The following is a 21,365-nucleotide window of genomic DNA, read 5'->3' on the forward strand; positions in this document are numbered from 1 at the left end:
TTGCATGCCGTGACGCACACATTGGTGTAGTTGATGTTGCGCTCGATGATGTACGTCGCGATGTGCTCGGTGCCGGCGTAGCGACGGCGGCGCACTGCGTCGGCCGCCTTGCCCAGCGCATGCAGCGGCGCCGAGCGGTACAGGTCCAGGGCTTCTTCGGGGGTCACCCTGCCGCCCTCGGCGGCACGGTCCAATACGGACTGGAGGCCACGGTCGGTGGCTTCGGACGGTCGGGGCATGTCGAGGGCCTTTCCCGGTGTGTTGTGGGGCTCGTTCCTGGTCATGTCACGTGGTGAGCGCTTCGGTGCCCAGCAGCTGGACGCGGACGTCCGGCGGGAAGCCGGCCGCGCCGCCGCCGACCCTGCGGGCGAACTCCGCGATACCGGCGAGCTGTCGCTCACCGAGGCTGAAGTCGAGGGCGGTGGTGTAGTAGTGCTCCAGCGTCTCCGCGTCGAAGGCCTCCCAGCGGGCGGCCTGTTCACAGACCTCGGCGACCCTGGCGAGGGACAGGTCGCGGGACGCCAGCAGGGCGCCGTGGACGCGGCGGACGGTCTCCGGCTCCCTGGCGAGGAATTCCTTGCGGGCGGCGAAGACCGCGAAGACGAACGGCAGACCGGTCCAGTCCCGCCACATCCGGCCCAGGTCGTGGACCTGGAGGCCGAGCCGGGGCGCCTCGTGCAGCGACGCCCGCAGTGCGGCGTCACCGATCACCACGGCGGCCTGCGCCTGCTCCATCATCGCCGTGAGGTCCGGCGGGCAGACGAAGTAGTCGGGCCGGACGCCGACCCGCTCCGCGAACAGCAGCTCGGCGAGCCGGACCGACGTCCGGCTGGTGGATCCGAGCGCGACGGGCGCACCGTCCAGCTGTTCCAGCGGGACCTGACTGACGATCAGGCAGGACTCCACGGGCCCGTCGCTGCCCACGGCGATGCCCGGCAGCGCCACCAAGTCGTCGGCGTGCTTGAGGAATTCGAGGAGGCTGATCGGCCCGATGTCGAGCGCGCCGGCGACCAGTGCGTCGCTCAGGCCGTCCGGGCTGTCCTTCCTCAGGTCCATGTCGAGCAGGCTGCCGCTGCGGGCCAGTCCCCAGAACAGCGGCAGGCAGTTGAGGAAGTCGATATGGCCGACCCTGGGCCGCCGTGCGGTGCGTGGTGGGGGCGTGGCCGGCTCGGTGAGTAGCGGTTCAGGCATGTCTCTCAGGGCTCCAGGGGATCAGGGCGGCGGCGCGGCAGCTACGCATGGCGCTGGAGGGCGGTGGTGGCGAAGTGGTCGCTGAGGACGGTCATCACGTCCGCCGGCCGGTCGGCCAGGTAGAAGTGCCCGCCGGGGAAGACCCGCAGGTCGAAGGCGCCGGTGGTGTGCCCGTCCCAGGAGCGGGCCTCTTCGAGGGAGGTCTTGGGGTCGCTGTCGCCGACGAGCACGGTGACCGGGCAGCGCACCACGGCCGCGGGCTCGCTGCGGTAGGTCTCGACGGCCTTGTAGTCGCTGCGGAGCGCGGGCAGCACCATCCGCAGCATCTCCTCGTCCTCCAGCACCCGGGCGTCGGTGCCGCTGAGCGCCCGCAGCTCGGCGACGAAGCCGTCGTCGTCGCGCCGGTGGACCTGCTCGTCGCGGTACGCGGACGGCGCCCGGCGTCCGGAGGCGAACAGCCGCACGGGGCCGTCCCCGTCGCGCTCCAGCCGCCGCGCCACTTCGAAGGCGACGAGCGCGCCCATGCTGTGGCCGAAGAAGGTCAGCGGCCGGTCGGTCCAGGGGCGCAGTGCCTCGCTGACCCGGTCCGCCAGGACGCCGATGTCGTCGATCGCCGGTTCCAGGCGGCGGTCCTGCCGGCCCGGGTACTGCACGGCGAGCACGTCCACGTCGGGACTGAGCGCGGCCGAGACGGGGTGGTAGAAGCTCGCGGAGCCGCCTGCGTGCGGGAAGCACACCAGGCGCCGGCCCGCGTCCGGAGCCGGATGGAATCGCCGGCACCACAGGCCGTCGTCCGCAAGGGGTGAACTCATCGGTCTGATCCGTCCTTTCCAATGGACCGGCCCGGCCGCACCACGGCCGGCGCCCGTCGTCCCGCGCGGATCGGGGAGTACGTACTCCCGCCACTATCCAGTGGGCCCGGACCACCGGCACAAGGCCTATCGGCCCGATGCACCGGAAGTCTGGGCGTTTCCCCGGTTCTCGACCCCGGGGGAACCGGACCGCTGGCGCGGCGCGACGCGCCCGGCCTAGCCTCACCGTGCAAGCGGTTGCTGCCTGTGGCACGTCGGCGGTCCGGCGCCCCCGTCGTGCGCCTTGCCCCGCGCCCCGCCGCGCTCGGTCTCGTACGTCAGCCTCAGGAGGTTGGTTCATGATGGCCGCAACACCCCCACGGTCCGCCCGGGTTCTGGCCGTCCTCGGGACCCTCGCCGCCACGCTCGTCGTGTGGGCGATCGCGGCGCCGCTGCTGGGCGTGAAGCTCGATGTACGGATGCAGCCCGACGCCGCCGTCCAGCACATCGGTCCGGCCGCGGTCGCCGGCGCGAGCCTCGTCACCGGGCTCGCCGCCTGGGGGCTGCTCGCCCTGCTGGAGCGCTTCACCGCGCGGCCGCGCCGGGTGTGGACGGTCATCGCCGTCGTGGTGCTGACCCTCTCCCTGATCGGGCCCGTCCAGGGCGGAGTCACCACCGGCGGCAAGGTGACGCTGCTGTGCATGCATCTGGTCGCAGGCGTGGTGCTGGTGCCTGCCATGGCCCGGTCGGCCGTCCGCCGATGACCGACGCGGGTCTCGCATTCCTCTGCGGAACCGACCTCGACAGCTACGATCCGAGCGGCTTGGCCGCGCTCCACGACAGCTCTCCGGTGCTGCGCCACCGGTACCGCAAGGTGGCCGGCTGGGCGGGGGTGGACGCCGACCGGCTGCTGGACCGGGACGGCGCCCGGACCGGACCGCGGGAGAGCGCCCTCGTCGGCCGGCTGGCGCTGGCGGCTGCGATGCTCGGGATCCACGACGTCCTGGCGGTGCACAGGATCAGGCCCGGTGTCCTCGGCGGTCTGGGCATCGGGGCGATGGTCGCGTCCTGTCTGGCGGGCGCACTCCCCCGCGAGGAGCTGATCCGCACGCTGGCCGACCGCGGCCGCCCCGCCACCGCGGACCGTGCCGGGGCCATCGCGCTGGCCTTCCTGCCGGCCGACCGGGCCCCCGCGTGGTACCGCGGCGCCGCGGCCGCGGGGGTCCGCTGCGGTGGCGCCCTGGGCCGGGACACCGGCGGCACCTATCGCGTCGTGCTGCTCACCGGCGACGATGACGCCCTGCGGAGGGTTGCCGCCGAGGCCCCCGAGGGCGCCGTCCGGATCGGTACGAGCAACCGCACCACGGTGCACAGCCCGCTCGCCCGGGAGGCGCACGCCAGGATGCGGCGCCTCGTCGCCGGTCTCCCGTTCGCCGCCCCCGTCCTGCCGCTGTGCTCACCGCTGGAGGCGAGGACCCTGCGCACGGCGGACGACGTCAGCGATCTCTTTCTGCGCACCGTCGTGCAGCCGGTCGATCTGGCTTCCCTCACCGCCGAGTTGCAGGCACACGGCACCCGGCTCGCGCTCGTCCTCGGCCCGTCGCTGCCCAGGAATCTGCTGCGCTTTCCGTTCCCCGTCGTCCATGTGGAATCCCCGGCCGATATCGCCCAGGCGATCTCCGCCCTGCTCGAATTCGGCGTGGAGACGGGGCCGGTGGAGCGTGGCGTGCCGCAGTGGGTCTAGAAGGTCTCTGCTACACCTCGGCGACGAGGAATTGTTCGGCCGCCCTGGGTGGGCGCAGGCCGTCGTGGCGGTCGGCGAAGTATCGAGCGGCCAGGTCGTCGGGGGATATGTGCGCAGCCTTCGTGAACCCCGCCTCCAGGGCTGCTTGCCGCATCTCGTCAGGCGAGTACAGGCTGATGAACGGGGTCCCCGACGCGGCGGCGCTGCGCATCGAGAACTCCTGGGCCTGCCGCTCGTCCGGGTCGGACATGTCGAGCGGCAGCAGGAACGTCGTGGCGAATACGGATCCGGGTGCGAGGGCGGCGGCCTGGCGCAGCGTCGCGGTGTTGGCTTCGTGTGTGAGGTACATGCTGACGCCGGCCGACGCGACGACCGTCGGCTTCTGCGGATCGAACCCGGCGGCGGTCAGCCTCTCCCACCACGAGTCGCCGGCCTCGAAGTCGACGGGCACCAGGGTCAGCCAGGACGGGATGTGGTAGCCGAGTTCGGCCAGGCGCTGCCGTTTCCACGCCTGCGTGCCCGGCTGGTCGACCTCGAAAACGCTGAGGCGGGAACCGAATTCGGGGCGTCGCTGAGCGAAGGTGTCCAGACCCGCGCCGAGGATGACGTACTGCGTCACGCCGGCGTCGGCGCGTTCGGCGACGAGGTCCTCGATGAAGCGGGCGCGGGCGACGATGGACGCGCGGACGCCGCCGATGCCCGGCATGGTCATATCGCCGCGCTCACGCCAGTTCTGCCCGGGGTCGGCGAGCTTCAGCCCGATCTCGTCGTTGAGCACGTGGGGCGGGGCGTCGGCCTGGACGTGAAGGGCGCGCCACAGGGCGACGCGCACCGCGGTGTGGTCGGGTTCGTGCTGGTCGGAGAGGCGCTGTCGGTCAGTCATGGTGCTTGTCCTTCCGTGCCGTCATTGCCGTCATTGCCGTCGTTGCCGTGGTCGTCGTCGGGGAGTGGGGCTTCGAGGGCGACGATCCGCCCGTCGGGGTCGCGGACCAGCGCCTGTCGGACACCCCAGTGCGTCGGCGTGAACGGCTGGGCGAAATCCGGTGCGCGTTCGGGCGCGAAGGCCGCGGCGTCGGCCACCTTGAGCACGGGGTGGGTGGCGAGCTCGCGTTCATGCTGCTCGACGATGAACACGTAGGGCCCTCCGGCCGGATGGGACCAGTGTCCTGAGCCGTGGTCGGTCTCCAGCACGCTCTCGAAGCCGAGCGACTTCCAGAACGCGGCGGTCGCACCGTAGTTGCGGGTCTCGACGAGGAACCCCTCGATGCCGTCAGTCGTCATTCCTGCTCTCCTTCCCGGCGGTTTCAACGCGTTGGAGGTACTCGGTCAGGGCCGTCTCGACGATCGCGGAGAGAGACCGCTCCGTGTCGACGGCGTGATGCTTGACCTCGCGGATGAGGTCGACGGGCAGGTAGACGTTGAACTGCTTTACCTGTCTCTCGGCGGCCATGGGTAGGATGCTAGCACTCTAGCCAAGGGCGTGCCGGAGCTTCCGTACACAATGAGCGGCAAGGTGAACGAGAAGACCCTGTCGGACCCGTTCGGCGAAGAGTCGGGGGCCGGGTCGCCGGACCGCACAGCAGCGATCGCCCTGAGCGGGGAGCCCCTAAGCCCCCTACGGCCTGATCCCGGCGCCTCCTGAAGGCTGCTGGCCGCCCACCGAATCAGGCGGGTGCGGTGCCGTCGCCTCGGCGCAGCGGGAGCGCACCACGCCGGTGTCCGTCAGCAGTGCGTCCACCGCGGCCGCGCACTCCGCGACCGAGAGACGGTGTGCCGGCAGGCGCAGATCGGGTGCGGCCGGCGGCTCGTACGGGTCGGTGTCGGCCGACGGCGGGGCGTCCAGGTGGACCTCGACGTACCGGGTTCCGGTGGCCTCGTGGCGTCGGCGGACGGCGGCGCGGCTGTCCGCGCAGGGGGCGGCGGCGGACACCAGGGTGAGGAAGCCGTTGCGGGCCAGGACCTCGGCGGCGAGGCCGGTGCGCCGCACCTGGTCCTGTGCGGTGGTGCCGGGCCCCGCGGGCAGCGTCGTGTGCGGGGCGTCGCCGTCGAGGATCTTCACCCGGTGGCGCCGGGCGCGCAGTGTCTCGGCGAGGGCCTGGGCGACGGTTGTCCTGCCGGAGCCCGACAGGCCGGTGAACCAGACCGTGGCGCCCGCACATCCGCATCTGGTGCTGTCGTCGGTCATGGTCAGCGCTTCTCCTGCGGCACATCGAAGCGGTCGTAGTAGAAGGCGAAGCGTTCTCTCAACTCCGGTACGTTCAGGGCGAAGTCCTCGGCGGCATAGCGATGACGGCCGCTGCGCCGGTTCTCGGCGCTCGCGTAGGCGCGCATCGCCTTCTCCGATACGTCGTCCAGTTCGCGGCCGGCCGCCTCGTACACCCGGCTCACCTCGCGGATCGGATCCTCGATGAGCGGGCGGAAGAGGACGTCCACCACCTGGTGTTCACGGCCGGCGCGGTCCCGCAGCGAGGCCCGGAGCGAACGTTCGATGATGTCGGCGGCGAATGCGCCGATGAGGTGGGGATTGGGGTGGTCGACGTAGGCCCTGGCCCCGTAGGCGACCATATTGCTGAAGGAGATCACCGAGGTGACCGGGTCGCGGTGGGTCTGCACCACCGTGGCGTCGTCAAAGGCCGCGAAGAGCGGCAGCAGCATTTCGGCGTGGCCCGGTGACTTCAGCACCCAGCGGTCGCCGGCCGGTCTGCTCCACTGGAGGAACTGGAGCATCCGCTTGAAGTGGCGGTAGCCCTCGGTGTGGTCGGTGGTGGTGTACCAGCGGGCGTATTCGGGGACCAGCCCGATGGCCTCGTACATGGGTGAGCAGTGGCTCACCGACAGCAGCAGATTGTCCTCTTCCGCCTCGTCGTGGACGAGTTCGTGCATCGTGGCCTGTTCGGGCAGGATCCGGTTGGTCATCCCGACCTCGACCTGGCTGGCCTTGATGCGGGGGTCGGGGTTCTTCCGGGGTGCGGTCAGATCGCCGTCCGGCAGCGGGTGGGTGGATTCCCACAGCGGAAGGGAGCGGGAGCGTTCGTCCCGGGCGATGAGCCTTTGCAGGAATGTGGTGCCGGTGCGCGGTGCACCGGTGATGAAGAGCGGCGCGGTGACCGGTGCGTCGAAGATCTCCGGACGGCGCGCCGCCACATCCGCCAGCCGCAACCGGGTCACCAGATTCTTGACCAGCTGGCTGTGCAGCAAGAAGCGGCCGTTCGCGCTGAGCCGGACTTCGTTGTTGAGCGACCGGCACAGCAGGGCCAGCGGTTCGTCGAATGCGCCGTCCGGGGCGGCGCCGGGCACCTTGGCCTTGGCGGTGGCCTTGCGCCACAGCGCGTCAGGATCCAACGGCCACAGCCGTGGCGCCACCGGCCCGAGCGTCCGGTTCATCGCCCTGAGCGGCCACGGCAGACGCGGATGCGCCAGGAAAGTGCCGCGTGGTGTGAGCCGTTGACGTGGGGGAAGCGGCACGTGGGTCAGCATCAGACGTCTCCCATGATGGTGAACCGATCGCCGGTATTCTCGTCATGCGCTGCGCAAACCCGGCAAGGCGGTTTCGAAACAACTGGGAATTCTCCTGGAACCCTGCGTGCCGGAAGTCCGTCGCCGGCCGAACTCCCGGGGCATTTCATCGAATTGGGGCGCAACACAACAGCCACGGCAACGGCAACGGCACCCGGGAGGACGGTCACAAGCATTGCGCCGTGTGACCGTCCGCCCGGGTGCCGGAGAGCCGTTCTCCTGGCGCTTCTTCTCAACCCGTCTCGCTGTCGTCCGCGTTCACCGGGGCCGCGGACCGGGCGGGCCGCCGCCCCCGTCCGGGGAAGATCAGCCGGAACACCCCGGTCTTGTGCAGGATGACGTGGGTGATCACCTGGAGCACGATGTAGGTGACGAAGTACAGCACCCCGTCGAGTGCCGGCACCGAGTCGACGGGCAGGGTGTAGGCCATGATCACGCGGAGCGCCGCGTCGACCAGCAGCCCGGCCCCCCAGAGCACCGTCAGACCGCGCCAGATCCGGCGGAACCGAGGATCGGTCTCCCAGAACCCTTCCAGCATCTCCGCCTTGCCCGGCAGCAGGGTCTTCAACGCCCGGTAGGTGAACGGCCGGGAGGTGAACAGCGACCCGAGGATCCACAGGGCGATGAGCCCGGTGAACCAGCCGCCCCGGGCCAGGGTCAGGCGTGGGCTGCCGGAGATGAGGGAGCCGAGGCCGGCGAGCACGAGGATGGCGATGACGAAGATGCCGACGCTGTCGATCTTCCGCCGGGTGATGATGTGGTACGCGGTGTTGAGGGCCGGCGCGGCGGCGCCGATCAGCAGCGAGACCAATTCGCTGCAACCCGCGCTGCGCAGCGCGTAGTAGAGGCCCACGGGGAGAACGACGTCACAGAGCAGGGTCGCCGCGAACTGCCAGCGGGCAGAGCTCTGCTCGCTTCGATTGCTGTCTTGTGCCAACTCGGTCTCGTTACGCAGTGCAGCCATCGCTGCTCCTTGAGTCGTCTGATGCCGGCGCGTGCGTGCCCGGCCGGGCCGCTCTCCGGAGTGTCTGCGCCACACGGTTCGAGGGCTTCCCGGGCGAGTTGCACAGCCAAGCAAAACCTAGCACAGGCAAGCAGCCCGGGCGACCCGTCACCGCGGTGGTGCGGTGGCATTCGCGGAGTTTCCCGGGGCGCAGAGCATGCCACCGGGAACGACGCGGTGGGGGCCTCGTACCGCGGGTTCTGGAGCAATTTCCAGAATGCGCCCCGGAATCACGATGCCCCTGGACTTCGGCATTAGGGTCGCCGCAGTTACCCGAAGGGGCTCGCCGCGCCTGGCGTGGGATCACCGCGCCGGTTCCGATCCGGTCCAGCCGATGGTGGAACGCGACCTGGAGAATCCATGATCATCGAAGACTGCCGTATCTGCGGCAACCGCAACCTGCTGCCGGTCCTGGACCTGGGCCCGCAGGCTCTCACCGGCGTCTTTCCCCGGACACCCGACGAGACCGTGCCCACCGTCCCGCTCGAACTGCTCAAGTGCGCCCCGGACGGCTGCGGCCTCGTCCAGCTCCGCCACACCGCCGACTTCGGGCTGATGTACGGCGACAACTACGGCTACCGCTCCGGCATCCGCCCGTTCATGGTCCGGCATCTGCACGACAAGGTCGCGGCGATCACCGACCTGGTGGACCTCGGCCCCGACGACCTGGTGGTGGACATCGGCAGCAACGACTCCACACTGCTGCGCGGTTACCCCACACCGGGTCCGACGCTGGTGGGTATCGACCCGACCGGGCCGAAGTTCCGCGAGTACTACCCCTCGGACGCCGAGCTGATCCCCGACTTCTTCTCCCGTGAGCTGTTCACCGAACGCTTCGGTTCACGCCGGGCGAAGGTGGTCACCTCCATCGCGATGTTCTACGACCTGCCGCGTCCGATGGCCTTCATGCAGGACGTGTACGACGTCCTCGACGACGACGGCATCTGGGTGATGGAGCAGAGCTATCTGCCGGCGATGATCGAGGCCACCGCCTACGACGTGGTGTGCCACGAGCACCTGGAGTACTACGCGCTCCAGCAGATCGAGTGGATGGCCGAGCGCGTCGGGTTCACCGTCCTCAAGGCCGAACTGACCGCGGTGTACGGCGGCAGCCTCTGTGTGACGCTCGCCAAGCGGCCGGACCGCTACCCCGTGGACGAGGCGGGCCTGGCGGCCATCCGCACCCGGGAGACCGCCCTCGGGCTGGACACCATGGCTCCGTTCGAGGCGTTCGCCAAGCGCGTTTACGACTACCGCGACGGTCTGCGCGACTTCCTCGACGCCTCGCGCAAGGCGGGCAAGCTGACCCTGGGGTACGGCGCTTCGACCAAGGGCAACGTCATCCTCCAGTTCTGCGGCCTCGGTCCGGACGACCTGCCCTGCATCGGCGAGCCCAGCGCGGAGAAGTCCGGCTGCTTCACGCCCGGTACGGGGATCCCCATCGTCTCCGAGGAGGAGGCCAAGTCCCGGCGCCCCGACCAGCTGCTGGTGCTGCCGTGGATCTACCGCGAGGGCTTCATCGAGCGGGAGAGCGCCTTCCTGGCCGGCGGCGGCAAGCTGGTCTTCCCGCTGCCCGAGCTCTCCATCGTCTGACCGTGCCGCCGCCCCGGCAGGGACCGTCCGGACCCGGCATTAGGGAATCTTCCACATGGGTGCGACCCATACTGAGGCAGACACAGCCAGGATCAGCCCGTCCCTCCGGTCGGAACACACGGCCGTGCGCCGTGCTACGAGGAGCTGTGTCTGTCCGCGCAAGGCAAGGACTTGTTTCCGAACGTGGTGGGAGCGCGAAAACGTGAGTGACATAAGGCGCACCGAACCGATCCGGCCGCAGCGGCCCGCGGCGTTGTCCGCGCACGACGCGGCGGGCAGGTGATCCGCGATGCGCACCCGAAAGCTCGCCGTCGCCGGCGGATTCGAGTTCACCCCCGACATCCACTCGGACCACCGCGGACTGTTCTTCTCGCCGTTGCAGGACGAGGCGTTCGTCGCGGCGGTCGGCCACCGGTTCCCCCTGGCACAGACCAACCACAGCAGGTCGGCCAGAGGTGTGCTGCGCGGGCTCCACTTCACGGCCACTCCCCCGGGCCAGGCCAAGTACGTCTACTGCGCACGGGGGCAGGCACTGGACGCCGTCGTGGACATCCGGGTGGGGTCACCCACCTTCGGCCAGTGGGACGTCGTCAAGCTGGACCCGGAGTCCTGCCGGGCCGTGTACATCCCCGACGGGCTCGCCCACGCCTTCCTGGCACTGGAGGACGACACGGTCATGTCGTATCTCGTGAGCAGTGCATACCGGGCCGAGCTGGAGCATGCGATCGATCCGTTCGACCCCGCGATCGGGCTGCCCTGGCCGCACGATGTGGAGTTCCGCCTCTCCGCGCGGGACACCAGCGCGCCCCGTCTGGCGGAGGCCGAGGCCCAGGGTCTGCTGCCGAAGTACGCCGACTGCCTGCCGACCGGGTCGGCCGCCGAACCGGCGGTGCGCCCTGACCAGTCGGAGGTCGGGCTCCGTGACTGACGAGGAAAACACCGTGGCACCGTTGATGCCGTCCCCTGGTTCCCTCCGTATCGCAGTGCTGGGAGCCACCGGGTGTATGGGCCGGCACATCTGTGCCGCCTTCGCGGCCGAGGGGAGCGAAGTCGTCGCGATCGCCCGCCGATACGCGCCGCGACTCGCCGCCCACCGGTTCCAGTCCCTCGATATCGCGGGCAGCACGAGCGAAGAGCTCGCCCAGGTGCTGGCCAAGGAGAACATCGACGTGGTGGTCAATGCCACCCTCGGCTGGGGCGACGAACAGCACTACAGCAACGTGCAGTTGGTGGAACGGCTCATCGGCGCGCTGGCGATAATGCAATCCCCTCCTCGGCTGGTCCACCTCGGCACCATCCACGAGTACGGCCCGGTCCCCTTCGGCACGTCGATACACGAGGGCACCGAGCCGGATCCGTCGAACCCCTACGGCACGACGAAGCTCACGGCCTCGCGGATGGTCCTCGACGCCGTCCGGAACGGCACCCTCGACGGCGTGGTTCTGCGGGTGGCCAACACCCTGGGGCCGTACCCCGCGATGGAGAGCTTCTTCGGTTCCCTGGCGGTCCGGCTCCGCGGTGTCGATGTGGCCGCGGGCATCGAGTTGACCATCGCCGATGCCCAGCGTGACTACGTCGATGTCCGGGACGCCGCGGACGCCGTGGTCAGGGCGGCCCGGATCACGAGCGCCGACCCACTGGTCAACATCGGCTGCGGCCAGGCGATGGGCGTACGGAAGCTGGTGGACGAGCTCGTCATGGCCGCCGGGTTGCCGGCGGAGACGATCCGGGAGCAGCGGGGTGAGGTACACAGCAGGGGTGCCGACTGGGTTCAGGTCGACATCTCCCGCGCCGCCCGTCTCCTCGGCTGGCACCCACGGTTCACCATCGGGGAATCGATGCGGGCCATGTGGGACACCGTGACCGCGGACCAGCCGCTCCCGGCCCGGAACTCCGACTGAACCCGGCGACGGGCCACTTCCCGTGGCCCGGTCGGGATACGGCCGCAGCCGGGGGTACGACCGGCCGGTGCGGCGGCGGGTGTGCGCCACCGCGCCGTCGCCCGTTCGGGACACCGATGTGCGAGCAGTGCTCCGCAACGGCCCCAACACCACGGAACATCCGCGAGGCAGGAGGCCGCCATGACGACCCCCATCATCAACGCCGAAGGGCTCGCCCGTACCTTCACGACCAAGAAGGGTCCGGTCGAGGCGGTGCGGGGCATCGACCTCACCGTGTCCGCGGGCGAGATCCTCGGCTTCCTCGGCCCCAACGGCGCCGGCAAGACCACCACGATGCGGATGCTCACCACGTTGCTGCCCCCCACCGGGGGACGTGCCACCGTCGCCGGGCACGATCTGGCCAGCGACCCGGCCGGGGTGCGCAGGCACATCGGCTATGTCGCCCAGGTGAGTGGGGTCGACCCGGGCATCAGCGTGCGCGAGGAACTCGTCACCCAGGGGCGGCTGTACAAGCTCGGCAGGACCGAGGCCAAGAACCGTGCCAGGGAACTCGCCGAGGATCTCGATCTCGCCGATCTCCTCGACCGGCCCACCCGGGCGCTCTCCGGAGGCCAGCGCCGCCGCCTCGACATCGCTCTGGGCCTGACCCACCGGCCCCAGCTGCTGTTCCTCGACGAACCGACGACCGGGCTCGACCCCGGAAGCCGCTCCGACGTATGGGATCTGGTGCAGCGCATCCGTGCCGAGGGCACCACGGTCTTCCTGACCACGCACTACCTCGACGAGGCGGATGTCCTCTCCGACCGGCTCGTCGTCGTCGACGGCGGCCTGGTCGCCGCCGAGGGCACCCCACTGGATCTGAAGCTGCGCTACACGGGCTCGGATACGGCCAGCCTGCGCGAAGCCTTCCTCGCCATCACGGGGCACCACCCCCCCGCTCCCGACGTCCCGGTCGCTGTCTGACCGCCCGCTCTCCACGGAGGTTGACGTGCCGCACCCGTCCCCCGCCCCGTCCTCGGTGAGGACCGCATCCGAGCCCCGGGAGCTTCCGTCCCGACGCCATGCGGCCAGGAAGGCGAAGAGGACATCCGGCCTGGCCGGCCTCGCCGCCGACACCCGCCTGGTCTTCGGGCGCTATATGCGAGAGACGATGCGCGCCAAGGTCGGCCTGGTGGTGGGCGTCCTCATGCCGCTGCTCGTGCTGTTCTTCTTCGGCCCACTCCTGACGCAGATCCCGCTCGGTACCGGCGGCGACGCCTGGCAGACGCTGGTGCCGGGGCTTCTGGTGCAACTCGGCATGTTCAGCGCGGCCTTCGCCGGCTTCGGCATCCTGATCGAGAAGCAGCACGGGGTGATCGAGCGGATGCAGGTCACCCCGGTGAGCCGGCTGGCGCTGCTGATGGGACGGGTGCTGCGCGATGTGGTGAAGTTGCTCGCCCAGTCACTGCTCCTGGTGCTCGCGGGCGTGACGATGGGGCTGCGCGCCCCGGTGCTCGGCGTCCTCATCGGCCTTCTGTTCGTCGCCGTGCTCACGGTGGCGCTGGCTTCGCTGTCCTATGCGCTGGCCATGCGGCTGAACTCCCCCGAGGAGTTCGCCCCCGTGATCAACACCATCAATCTGCCGGTCATGCTGCTCTCCGGCATCCTGCTGCCGATGGCGCTCGCACCCCGATGGCTGGACGTGGTGTCGCAATTCGTGCCGCTGCGCTACCTGGTGGAAGCGGTCCGGGCCGCGTTCCTCGGCCAGTACGGCAGCACCGCGATGATCCGCGGCGTACTGGTGGCGGCGGCACTCGCCGCGGTCTCGATCTTCCTCGGCGCCCGGGTGTTCCGCAAGGCCGGTGCCTAGAGCGTGTTCGAAAGTGGATCTCGCCATCAGATGATCTTGGTTCGGGCGCGTGGAGATCTGACGGATGCGCAGTGGGTCGTGCTGGCCCCGCTGTTGCCGAGGGCCAAGAAGCCAGGGCGGCCGCCGATATGGACCAGGCGGCAGCTGATCGACGGCATACCACCGGCTCACCAGGTGCCGTGGTAGGCCAGGCCCACGGCCAGGGCGGCCACCGGCAGACAGAAAAATGCTGCCCAGGGGCCCAACTGGTAGTCATGTACCCGCAGGTGGGCACAGAACGCACCCAGGAAGTACAGCACGAGACCGGCGGCGGCGAGCGTGCCCAGCACCGGCACGGCGAACCCGGCCAGCAGCCCCAGCGCGCCCGCCGCCAACAGCGCGCCCAGCGGGCGCATCCAGGACCGAGGGACGCGCAATTTGTCCGCCTGGCTCTTGGGGTACTCATGACCGGTGAAGTTGGCGATAGCGGCCAAGCCGTTGATGGCCGAGGTGAGGAGGGTGACCACGAGGTAGATGGCGAACACGAAAGTCTCCTTCTTCGCGAGAACGACGGCTGGTTGTTCGCCTCTAGGACGAGGCAGCCCCCCAAAAACGTGACACGCCCCGTGCCACGTCAGTCGTCGCGCACACCGTCGAAACACGCCCTACGGGGAGACACGCCCTGGGGCTTGTCCCGCAATGATCTTCTGAGAGGTGTGAACTCCGTCGGCTGGTGTGCCAGTTCGGCTATCCGGCGAGGGCGACCTGGTGATTGGTCGCCGTCCGATCACTCAGGGGCCCGGCCCGCCGCGGCATCGCACAGTAGTTGCCGGACTCCGCGAACAGGTCGGTAGCCGAACGCGTTCGCGGCGGCCGTCGAGTCGTACACCCGGTCCAGGCGATCGGGCACCGGCCACCCCTGGTCGCGGAAGGCCTGGACGACGTCCGGAACCCGTTCGGCGAGCACCGCGCCCGCATCGCGGGAAAGGGCAAGGCAGTCTTCTCGGTGAAATGGGTGCGGCCCGGAGATATTGAATCTGCCGGTCACGGTGGAGTGCGTCACGGCCAGGACCCCCGCCGATGCTACGTCGGCAACGTCGACGGCCCGGTGCAGCAGATGGCAGGCCCGCACAGGCAGTGGCTCCGGAAAGCATCGCGATATGCGCAGCGTGACCGAAGAAACGGCGCAGGCGGCGACCAGCTCCTCAGCAGCCAGTTTGGTCTCGTCGTAGATGTCCCTGGGAAGCGGCGTGAGCTGCTCGTCCACCCAGACCGCACGGTCGGTGGGCACCAGGGCGTGTCCGTACACACTCGTACTGCTGATGTAGAGAACCCGCCGGGCGCCGAGGCCGGCAGCGTCGTCGAGCAGGTCCGCTGTCACACCGACGTTCACGGCTCGGAACTCTTCATCGGCCAGGCGCCCGACGTGCGGGGCGTGCAGCGCGGCAGTGTGGACCAGGACATCGGCCGACTGCAATGCGGCCAGCCGCACGGGCCGGTCTCGCAGGTCTCCGATCACACTCGTCCAGCGGCCGGGAATCCGGTCCACGCCGCGGACCACCCAGCCGGCTGCATCGAGTGCCGCAGCCAGGGCCGCTCCGACCCGGCCCGAACTTCCGGTAACCGCAACCAGCCCAGCGGGGGCTCTTTTCGTCGCTAAGTGCACGCGTCCGACTGTACGGCGTGGGACCGGTCTCCTGAGAGGTTAAGTCCGATCGCAATGGGCGTTGATCGAGCCGATGATCACGGCGTGGAAGCGGGAGCGGGTCGCACGGTCGGCGACCGGCGATCCCGGGGGTTGCGATCTCCGGGACGTCGTGAACGCGATCTTCTACCAGAACCGGACGGGCTGTCAGTGGCGCTATCTGCCTCATGATCTGAGGCCCTGGTCGGCGGTGTTCTACTACTTCACGCTGTGGCGCGAGGACGGGCTCGACCAGCAGATCCAGGAACTGCTGCGCTGCCAGGTGCAGGAGAAGGCCCGCCGATTGGAGGACCCGTCCCTCGTGGTTATCGACACGCAGTCCGTGCGCGCACCAGAGACGGACTTAACGCCGCTCTTCGCGGGCTGGAATCGGCACGGCTGCCGGCCGCCACTCTCGCCTGATCAACCCGAACACCCACGAGTCGGATACCTCGCCGTTCACGACGCAGTCCTCCCGCAACGTCCCTTCACGCATGAATCCGATCTTCTCCAGGACCCGGGCAGATGCCACGTTGCGCGTATCGGTCTCGGCCTGAACTCGATTCAGATCCAGTGTGTCGAATGCCCACTGCAGCAAGGCGTGCGCGGCCTCCGTCGCGTAGCCGTGTCCCCACATCGCTTTGTCGAGGACGTAGCCCAACGACGCGCTGCGGTAGTCCGGGTTCCATCCGGTCAGACCGCACCAGCCGACGAAGGCCCCGTCAGAAGCGCGGTCGATGGCCACCCGGGCCCCGGTGCCTTCGTCCGCCATCTTCCGGCACATGTTGATGAAGCGTTCGGCGCGGGCCCGTTCGTTCCACGGCGGGGAGTCCCAGTAGCGCATCACGTAGGTGCTGCTGTGCAGGGCGAAGAGCAGGTCCGCGTCGGCGTCGGTGAAGGGGCGCAGTCGCAGGCGAGCGGTGTGCAGTATGGGGGTGGCCAAAGTCATGCGCATCATCTTGTGTCCTCATGGGGCGGGCAGAACACCGAATATCCGATCCCGGTCCGATCCTCACGACCAAGGCTCCGCCTACCAGCAGACCGTGCGCACGGCACGACTACTCGGCCTGCCCACCGCTGGATAGGGAGGCGGATTCAGCTCGCGGTTGCGGTTCGGATCCCCAGGGCGATCAGCACGGCTCCCGCCAGACGGCTCATCCCACGTCGGAACCGAGGTGTGTCGATCGTTGTGCGCGCGGCGGCGACCACAGACGTCCAGAACAGCAACCACACCAGCACGACGGCCATATGCGCGGCCGCAAGCGTCGCGATCTGTGGCGCGATGGGGCGGCTGGACGTGAGGAACTGCGGTACCAGGGTGAGATAGACCGACGCCGCCTTCGGATTGAGGACGTTGGACCACAGCCCCTGGCCAAAGCCCCCGAGCCGGGCCCACGGCAAGCGCCATCGCCTCGTTGCCGTTGGTTCGACGCTTCGCCGCGTCGAGCGCCACGTGGTCACGCCCAACCAGATGACATAGATGCCGCCCAGGAGCTTCACCGCCGCCAACGCCCGAGCCGACGACATGACCAGGGCCGACAGGCCAACCGCGGCGAACGTTGCGTGCACCAAGAGTCCGCACGCTGAGCCGAATGTGGCGCGCACGCCATCGGACCGCGAACCCGCGATCACCTGCTGCGTGACGAGGGTGAAGCTGGTGCCGGGAATCAATGTGAGGGGTGTGACCGCGGCTACGAAGCCGAGTACCTGATGCCACTGCACACAACGAGCCTAGGCAACGGGCACGCGCCAAGCCACCGGTTCCCCGTCCTGGTCGACTGCGGCATCAACCGCTGAGCCTCAAGAAGACATCGCTGCGCGGTCGGCCGCACTGCGGAGAACACAGAATTCATTGCCCTCAGGGTCCGCGAGGACGGCCCAGCCGGCACCATCGGGTTCCCGGCGATCGTCGACGAGGGTGGCTCCGAGGTTCAGCAGCCGCTCGACCTCCTCCTCGCGCGTGGTCTTCGGACGCAGGCACAGGTGAAACCTGTTCTTGATCGTCTTCGGTTCCGGCACCTGGTTGAAGTGCAGCAGCGGGCCCTCCGGCAGCATCACCTCAGTCTCCGGATCACCCGGCTTGTCCTCCCGATGCAGCGGACAACCGAGCACCTCGCTCCAGAACCGAGCCAGCTCATAGGCATCCGCACAGTCGATCGCCACATTCTGCACCACCGAGACCATGCACGAGAGCCTGCCCGGAACACCGCTCGGTCCGCCACCGAATTGCGGGCAGACAGCACCAGCACTTTCGTCACACGCCCTGGGTCCAGGAGGGCGGTACGAGCGGACTCGCGGCGTCCGCACCGCGCACCACCTCCGTGGATATCGCGAGGGAATCCCCTAGAGGGGATCTGGTCATACTGGCCCCGCGCCGGCAGGTTTCAGCACTTCCGGGTGCACAGGCCCGAGCGGCGATTGCAGCGCCTGGAGCGGCTCCGCCTGGTTGTCGGCGGTACCGCGTCTCCGTTCCCCATGTGATTGGAATCCGAGAAGCGTGAGTGACAAGTTGCGGAATGAGCTGATCCGGCCGCTGCATGAGCTGCTTTCACGCAACGCCCGTCGTTTTCCGGAGAAGACCGCGTTCCGGGACGCACAGCGGTCAGTTACCTACCGGGATCTGGGAGAGCGCACGCGCAAACTGGCCGGCCATCTCGCGGACCTGGGAGTGGCACGCGGCGACCGGGTGCTGCTGCGGATGGGCAACCGCGTGGAGATGGTGGAGAGCTACGTAGCCGTGGCCCGGGCCGGTGCCATCGGCGTACCGCTCGATCCGCAGTCGACGGATGCCGAGCTCGCCCATCATCTCGACGACAGCGGGGCCGTCCTGGTCATCAGCGGTGCCGCCCAGGCGGAGCAGGTGCTCAGAGTCACCGGGCGGACGACGTCGGCCGGCACCGTCGTGGTGGTCGGAGCGGCCCCCGAAGTGCCGGACGGAGCATTGCGGTTCGAGACGCTCGCGACGACCGAGCCGGAGAGCGCGGCGCGCGACGACCTCGGCATGGACGAGCCGGCCTGGATGCTCTACACCTCGGGCACCACGGGGCGTCCCAAGGGTGTGGTGTCGACGCAGCGTGCCTCGCTGTGGGCCACGGCGTCCTGCTCCGCGCCCCTGCTCGGCCTGGGTCCGGAGGACCGCGTGCTGTGGCCGATGCCGTTGTTCCACGCCGTATCCCACAACGTCGGTGTCCTGGGCGTGCTGGCCGTCGGCGCCACGGCACACCTCATGGTGGGCGCTGCGGCCGACGAGATCCTGCGGGCAGCGCAGGAGGACCGGTCCACCTTCCTGGTGGCGGTACCGACCCTGTTCCACCGCATGCTGGAGGTCGGGCGGGAACAGGGGGCCGAACTCCCGGACCTGCGCGTCTGCTTGGCGGCCGGTTCGGCCTGCCCGGCCGTCCTGCACGAGGCATTCGAGGACACCTTCGGCATCCGTCTGCTCGACAGCTACGGGAGCACCGAGACCGGTGGAGCGATCACCACGCACGTCCCGGGCGGCCCCAAGGTGCCGGGCTCCTGCGGGCAGCCGCTGCCCGGGCTCACCGTGCGGCTGATGGATCCCCGGACCGGGGCGGAGGTCGCCGCGGGCGAAGAGGGCGAGGTATGGGTCAGCAGCCCGGCGCTCATGCTCGGCTACCACAACCAGCCGGAGGAAACCCGGGCGGTGCTCTCCGGCGACTGGTACCGCACCGGCGACCTCGCTCGCCAGGACGCGTCGGGCTTCCTCACCCTCACCGGCCGGGTCAGGGAACTCATCATCCGAGGCGGCGAGAACATCCATCCGCGGGAGATCGAAGAGGTCCTGACGCGGGTGCCGGGAGTGCACGACGCCGCGGTGGCCGGCCGGCCGCACGACGTGCTCGGCGAAGTGCCCGTCGCCTATGTCGTCCCGGGGCCCGAAGGCATCGACGCGGGGCTGCTGCTGGAGGCTTGCCGACGGGAGCTGTCCTACTTCAAGGTGCCCGACGAGTTCCGCAGTGTCGCCGAGATCCCCCGTAACGCGGCGGGGAAGATCGTCCGTCGGCGCCTGGCGGAGAATCCCGGCGCCCTGCTCACCGTTAATCCCTCGGTCGGTCTCCGTCCGGACCCGCCCTCCTCCACGGGCGGCACCGGCGCACCGGAGGTCTCCGCCGCGGCGCTCGCCCCCGCGGTCGACGGAGCGCAGGTCGGAGGCCAGGGGCTGTTCGACCTGGTGCGCTCCGCCGTCACCGAGGCCCTCGGGCTCGGCTCCGTCGAGGAGGTGGCGGCAGACCGGCCCCTGCACGAGCTCGGTTTCACCTCGCTGGCCGCGGTGGCCCTGCGCGACCGGCTGTCCGCCGCCACCGGACGGCAGCTGTCGGCTGCGATCGCCTACGACCATCCGACGGTGGCCGCCCTGGCCTCCTATCTTGAGGGCGAACTGCTGGACACCGTGCCCCCGGCCGAGGACACCGCGCACGTCGGGGACGCCGCCCCGGATGATCCCGTGGCCATCGTCGCGATGGGCTGCCGGCTCCCCGGCGGAGCGCACTCCCCGCAGGGGCTGTGGGAGCTGCTGACGGCCGAGACCGATCCGGTCGGCCCGCTCCCCACGGACCGGGGCTGGGATCTGGACCGGCTGCTGGGCGAGGAGTTCGGCGGCGGAGGAAAGTCGTCGGCCCGGCAGGGCGCGTTCCTGGACGAGACGGGCCGGTTCGACGCGGCGTTCTTCGGGATCTCGCCGCGGGAGGCGCTGGCGATGGACCCGCAGCAGCGGCTGCTGCTGGAGACGGCCTGGGAGACCTTCGAACGCGCGGGCATCGACCCTACGTCCCTGAAAGGCAGCCGCACCGGTGTCTTCGCCGGTGTGATGCACAGCGGCTACGGACCCGGGCTCTACGACCGCGCCCCGGAGAACCTGGAGGGGTACCTCGGCAACGGCGCGGCCGTCAGTATCGCCTCCGGACGCATCGCCTACACCTTCGGTCTGGAGGGTCCTGCGATCACGGTGGACACGGCGTGCTCGTCCTCCCTGGTCGCCGTGCATCTGGCGGCGCAGTCGCTGCGGCAGGGTGAGTGCACTCTGGCACTGGCCGGCGGTGCGACCGTCCTGGCGACGCCCGCCGCGCTCGTCGAGTTCAGCCGGCAGGGCGCACTCTCCGCCGACGGTCGGTGCAAGGCTTACGCGGCAGCCGCCAACGGGACCGGGTTCTCGGAGGGCGTGGGGTTGGTGCTGCTGGAGCGGCTGTCCGACGCACGGCGCAACGGGCATCCGGTGCTGGCGGTCATCCGTGGTTCCGCGGTCAATCAGGACGGTGCCTCCAACGGGCTGACCGCCCCGAACGGCCTTGCCCAGCAGCGCGTCATCCGCGCCGCCCTGGCCCACGCCGGCCTGTCGGCCGCCGACGTCGACGCGGTCGAGGGCCATGGCACCGGCACCGTCCTGGGCGACCCCGTCGAGGCACGAGCGCTGTTGGCGACGTACGGCCAGAACCGGCCGGAGGGGCGGCCGCTGTGGCTGGGGTCGCTGAAGTCGAACATCGGACACACCCAGGCCGCGGCCGGGGTGGCCGGACTGATCAAGATGGTGCAGGCCATACGCCACGGCGTCCTCCCCCGCACCCTGCACGTCGACGAGCCGTCCCCCCACGTCGACTGGACCACCGGTCAGATACAGCTGCTGACCGAGGCGCGGGCGTGGCCGGAGACCGGGCGTCCGCGCCGGGCGGGGGTGTCGTCCTTCGGCGCGAGCGGGACCAATGCCCATCTGGTGCTGGAGCAGGCAGAGGATGAGCCGCTGGAGGGGGGTGGTGGCGATGACGGTGTCCTGCCCCTGGTGCTGTCAGCCCGCGATCAACAAGCACTCCACGCACAAGCGGAACGGCTGGCGACCTTCCTCGACCAACACCCAGACGTCCCCCTTCCCCACCTCACCCGCACCCTGGCCGCCCGCACCGTCTTCGAGCACCGCGCAGCCGTCGTCGGCACCACCCACAGCGAACTCGCCGCCGCCCTACGCACCCTGCACAACCCCACCCCCAACACCCACACCCACACCGGCCCCACCCTCACCGACCCCGTCTTCGTCTTCCCCGGCCAAGGCTCCCAATGGCAAGGCATGGCCACCGACCTCCTCGCCACCAACGACACCTTCGC

The 21,365-nt window shown here is 69.8% G+C and carries 20 protein-coding genes and 3 pseudogenes; 9 read left to right on the forward strand and 14 right to left on the reverse strand.

Annotated features, from left to right (window positions below; translation table 11 throughout):
• The 3 genes and pseudogenes from ACZ55A_RS36665 to ACZ55A_RS36675 all read right to left on the reverse strand — a co-directional run.
• Positions 1 to 239, reverse strand: a pseudogene (locus tag ACZ55A_RS36665) (dehypoxanthine futalosine cyclase); the annotation flags it as partial.
• A 46-nt stretch (positions 240 to 285) separates the two neighbouring features.
• Positions 286 to 1,191, reverse strand: coding sequence for a menaquinone biosynthetic enzyme MqnA/MqnD family protein (locus tag ACZ55A_RS36670; protein WP_468849377.1), 906 nt, complete (start codon positions 1,189 to 1,191; stop codon positions 286 to 288).
• 41 nt (positions 1,192 to 1,232) lie between these two features.
• Positions 1,233 to 2,003, reverse strand: a complete 771-nt coding sequence (locus ACZ55A_RS36675) for a thioesterase II family protein (protein WP_468849379.1) — start codon at positions 2,001 to 2,003, stop codon at positions 1,233 to 1,235.
• A gap of 338 nt (positions 2,004 to 2,341) precedes the next feature.
• Between ACZ55A_RS36675 and ACZ55A_RS36680 the strand changes: the two genes are divergently transcribed.
• A complete protein-coding gene (locus ACZ55A_RS36680; protein ID WP_468849381.1) occupies positions 2,342 to 2,746 on the forward strand; it encodes a DUF6069 family protein in 405 nt (134 codons plus the stop codon).
• A complete protein-coding gene (locus tag ACZ55A_RS36685; protein WP_468849383.1) occupies positions 2,743 to 3,726 on the forward strand; it encodes an ACP S-malonyltransferase in 984 nt (327 codons plus the stop codon). Before ACZ55A_RS36680 ends, ACZ55A_RS36685 begins: the two co-directional genes overlap by 4 nt.
• 10 nt (positions 3,727 to 3,736) lie before the next feature.
• On the opposite strand, the gene ACZ55A_RS36690 is transcribed toward ACZ55A_RS36685, so the two are convergent.
• From ACZ55A_RS36690 to ACZ55A_RS36715, 6 genes and pseudogenes are all read right to left on the reverse strand, one after another.
• Positions 3,737 to 4,609 (reverse strand): class I SAM-dependent methyltransferase, encoded by an 873-nt coding sequence (locus ACZ55A_RS36690; protein WP_468849384.1) that lies wholly within the window; start codon positions 4,607 to 4,609, stop codon positions 3,737 to 3,739.
• Positions 4,606 to 5,007, reverse strand: coding sequence for a VOC family protein (locus ACZ55A_RS36695; RefSeq protein WP_468849386.1), 402 nt, complete (start codon positions 5,005 to 5,007; stop codon positions 4,606 to 4,608). The genes ACZ55A_RS36690 and ACZ55A_RS36695 overlap by 4 nt, the downstream gene beginning before the upstream one ends.
• The gene (locus ACZ55A_RS36700) at positions 4,997 to 5,176 is read right to left on the reverse strand and encodes a ribbon-helix-helix protein, CopG family (RefSeq protein WP_468849388.1); all 180 of its coding nucleotides are present in this window, start codon (positions 5,174 to 5,176) and stop codon (positions 4,997 to 4,999) included. The genes ACZ55A_RS36695 and ACZ55A_RS36700 overlap by 11 nt, the downstream gene beginning before the upstream one ends.
• Before the next feature lie 258 nt (positions 5,177 to 5,434).
• Positions 5,435 to 5,911 (reverse strand): annotated as a pseudogene (locus tag ACZ55A_RS36705) (adenylyl-sulfate kinase); the annotation flags it as partial.
• 2 nt (positions 5,912 to 5,913) lie between these two features.
• Positions 5,914 to 7,110 carry a sulfotransferase family protein gene (locus tag ACZ55A_RS36710; protein ID WP_468849390.1) on the reverse strand — a complete coding sequence of 399 codons (1,197 nt, stop codon included), beginning with the start codon at positions 7,108 to 7,110 and terminating at the stop codon, positions 5,914 to 5,916.
• 364 nt (positions 7,111 to 7,474) lie between these two features.
• Entirely contained in the window at positions 7,475 to 8,206 is a 732-nt protein-coding gene (locus tag ACZ55A_RS36715; protein ID WP_468849392.1) for a VC0807 family protein, read from the reverse strand.
• A gap of 399 nt (positions 8,207 to 8,605) precedes the next feature.
• Between ACZ55A_RS36715 and ACZ55A_RS36720 the strand changes: the two genes are divergently transcribed.
• The 5 genes from ACZ55A_RS36720 to ACZ55A_RS36740 all read left to right on the forward strand — a co-directional run bounded on the left by ACZ55A_RS36720 (position 8,606) and on the right by ACZ55A_RS36740 (position 13,588).
• Positions 8,606 to 9,838 carry a class I SAM-dependent methyltransferase gene (locus ACZ55A_RS36720; protein ID WP_468849394.1) on the forward strand — a complete coding sequence of 411 codons (1,233 nt, stop codon included), beginning with the start codon at positions 8,606 to 8,608 and terminating at the stop codon, positions 9,836 to 9,838.
• 289 nt (positions 9,839 to 10,127) lie between these two features.
• Positions 10,128 to 10,766, forward strand: a complete 639-nt coding sequence (locus ACZ55A_RS36725; protein WP_468849396.1) for a dTDP-4-dehydrorhamnose 3,5-epimerase family protein — start codon at positions 10,128 to 10,130, stop codon at positions 10,764 to 10,766.
• Positions 10,759 to 11,739 (forward strand): NAD-dependent epimerase/dehydratase family protein, encoded by a 981-nt coding sequence (locus ACZ55A_RS36730; RefSeq protein ID WP_468849398.1) that lies wholly within the window; start codon positions 10,759 to 10,761, stop codon positions 11,737 to 11,739. The genes ACZ55A_RS36725 and ACZ55A_RS36730 overlap by 8 nt, the downstream gene beginning before the upstream one ends.
• A gap of 180 nt (positions 11,740 to 11,919) precedes the next feature.
• Positions 11,920 to 12,702, forward strand: a complete 783-nt coding sequence (locus tag ACZ55A_RS36735) for an ABC transporter ATP-binding protein (RefSeq protein ID WP_468849400.1) — start codon at positions 11,920 to 11,922, stop codon at positions 12,700 to 12,702.
• A 130-nt stretch (positions 12,703 to 12,832) separates the two neighbouring features.
• Entirely contained in the window at positions 12,833 to 13,588 is a 756-nt protein-coding gene (locus tag ACZ55A_RS36740; protein ID WP_468849412.1) for an ABC transporter permease, read from the forward strand.
• A 167-nt stretch (positions 13,589 to 13,755) separates the two neighbouring features.
• Here ACZ55A_RS36740 and ACZ55A_RS36745 read toward each other — a convergent pair whose 3' ends face one another.
• A complete protein-coding gene (locus tag ACZ55A_RS36745; RefSeq protein ID WP_468849401.1) occupies positions 13,756 to 14,112 on the reverse strand; it encodes a DoxX family protein in 357 nt (118 codons plus the stop codon).
• Between the two features lie 242 nt (positions 14,113 to 14,354).
• Positions 14,355 to 15,233, reverse strand: coding sequence for an NAD-dependent epimerase/dehydratase family protein (locus ACZ55A_RS36750; RefSeq protein WP_468849402.1), 879 nt, complete (start codon positions 15,231 to 15,233; stop codon positions 14,355 to 14,357).
• 61 nt (positions 15,234 to 15,294) lie between these two features.
• Here ACZ55A_RS36750 and ACZ55A_RS36755 point away from each other — a divergent pair.
• Positions 15,295 to 15,600: pseudogene (locus tag ACZ55A_RS36755) on the forward strand (transposase); the annotation flags it as partial.
• A gap of 15 nt (positions 15,601 to 15,615) precedes the next feature.
• Here the strand turns inward: ACZ55A_RS36755 and ACZ55A_RS36760 are convergent.
• From ACZ55A_RS36760 to ACZ55A_RS36770, 3 genes are all read right to left on the reverse strand, one after another.
• Complete coding sequence (locus ACZ55A_RS36760) at positions 15,616 to 16,200, reverse strand: GNAT family N-acetyltransferase (protein ID WP_468849404.1); 585 nt, start codon at positions 16,198 to 16,200, stop codon at positions 15,616 to 15,618.
• 146 nt (positions 16,201 to 16,346) lie between these two features.
• On the reverse strand, positions 16,347 to 16,973 hold the full coding sequence (locus ACZ55A_RS36765) for a LysE family translocator (protein WP_468849405.1): 627 nt from the start codon (positions 16,971 to 16,973) through the stop codon (positions 16,347 to 16,349).
• Positions 16,974 to 17,051: 78 nt separating this feature from the next.
• Positions 17,052 to 17,435 carry a VOC family protein gene (locus ACZ55A_RS36770; RefSeq protein ID WP_468849407.1) on the reverse strand — a complete coding sequence of 128 codons (384 nt, stop codon included), beginning with the start codon at positions 17,433 to 17,435 and terminating at the stop codon, positions 17,052 to 17,054.
• A gap of 313 nt (positions 17,436 to 17,748) precedes the next feature.
• Between ACZ55A_RS36770 and ACZ55A_RS36775 the strand changes: the two genes are divergently transcribed.
• Positions 17,749 to 21,365, forward strand: a 3,617-nt coding sequence (locus ACZ55A_RS36775) for a type I polyketide synthase (RefSeq protein ID WP_468849409.1), incomplete at its 3' end; no start/stop codon positions are given.

It is taken from the genome of Streptomyces sp. NPDC034111, from assembly GCF_055575375.1.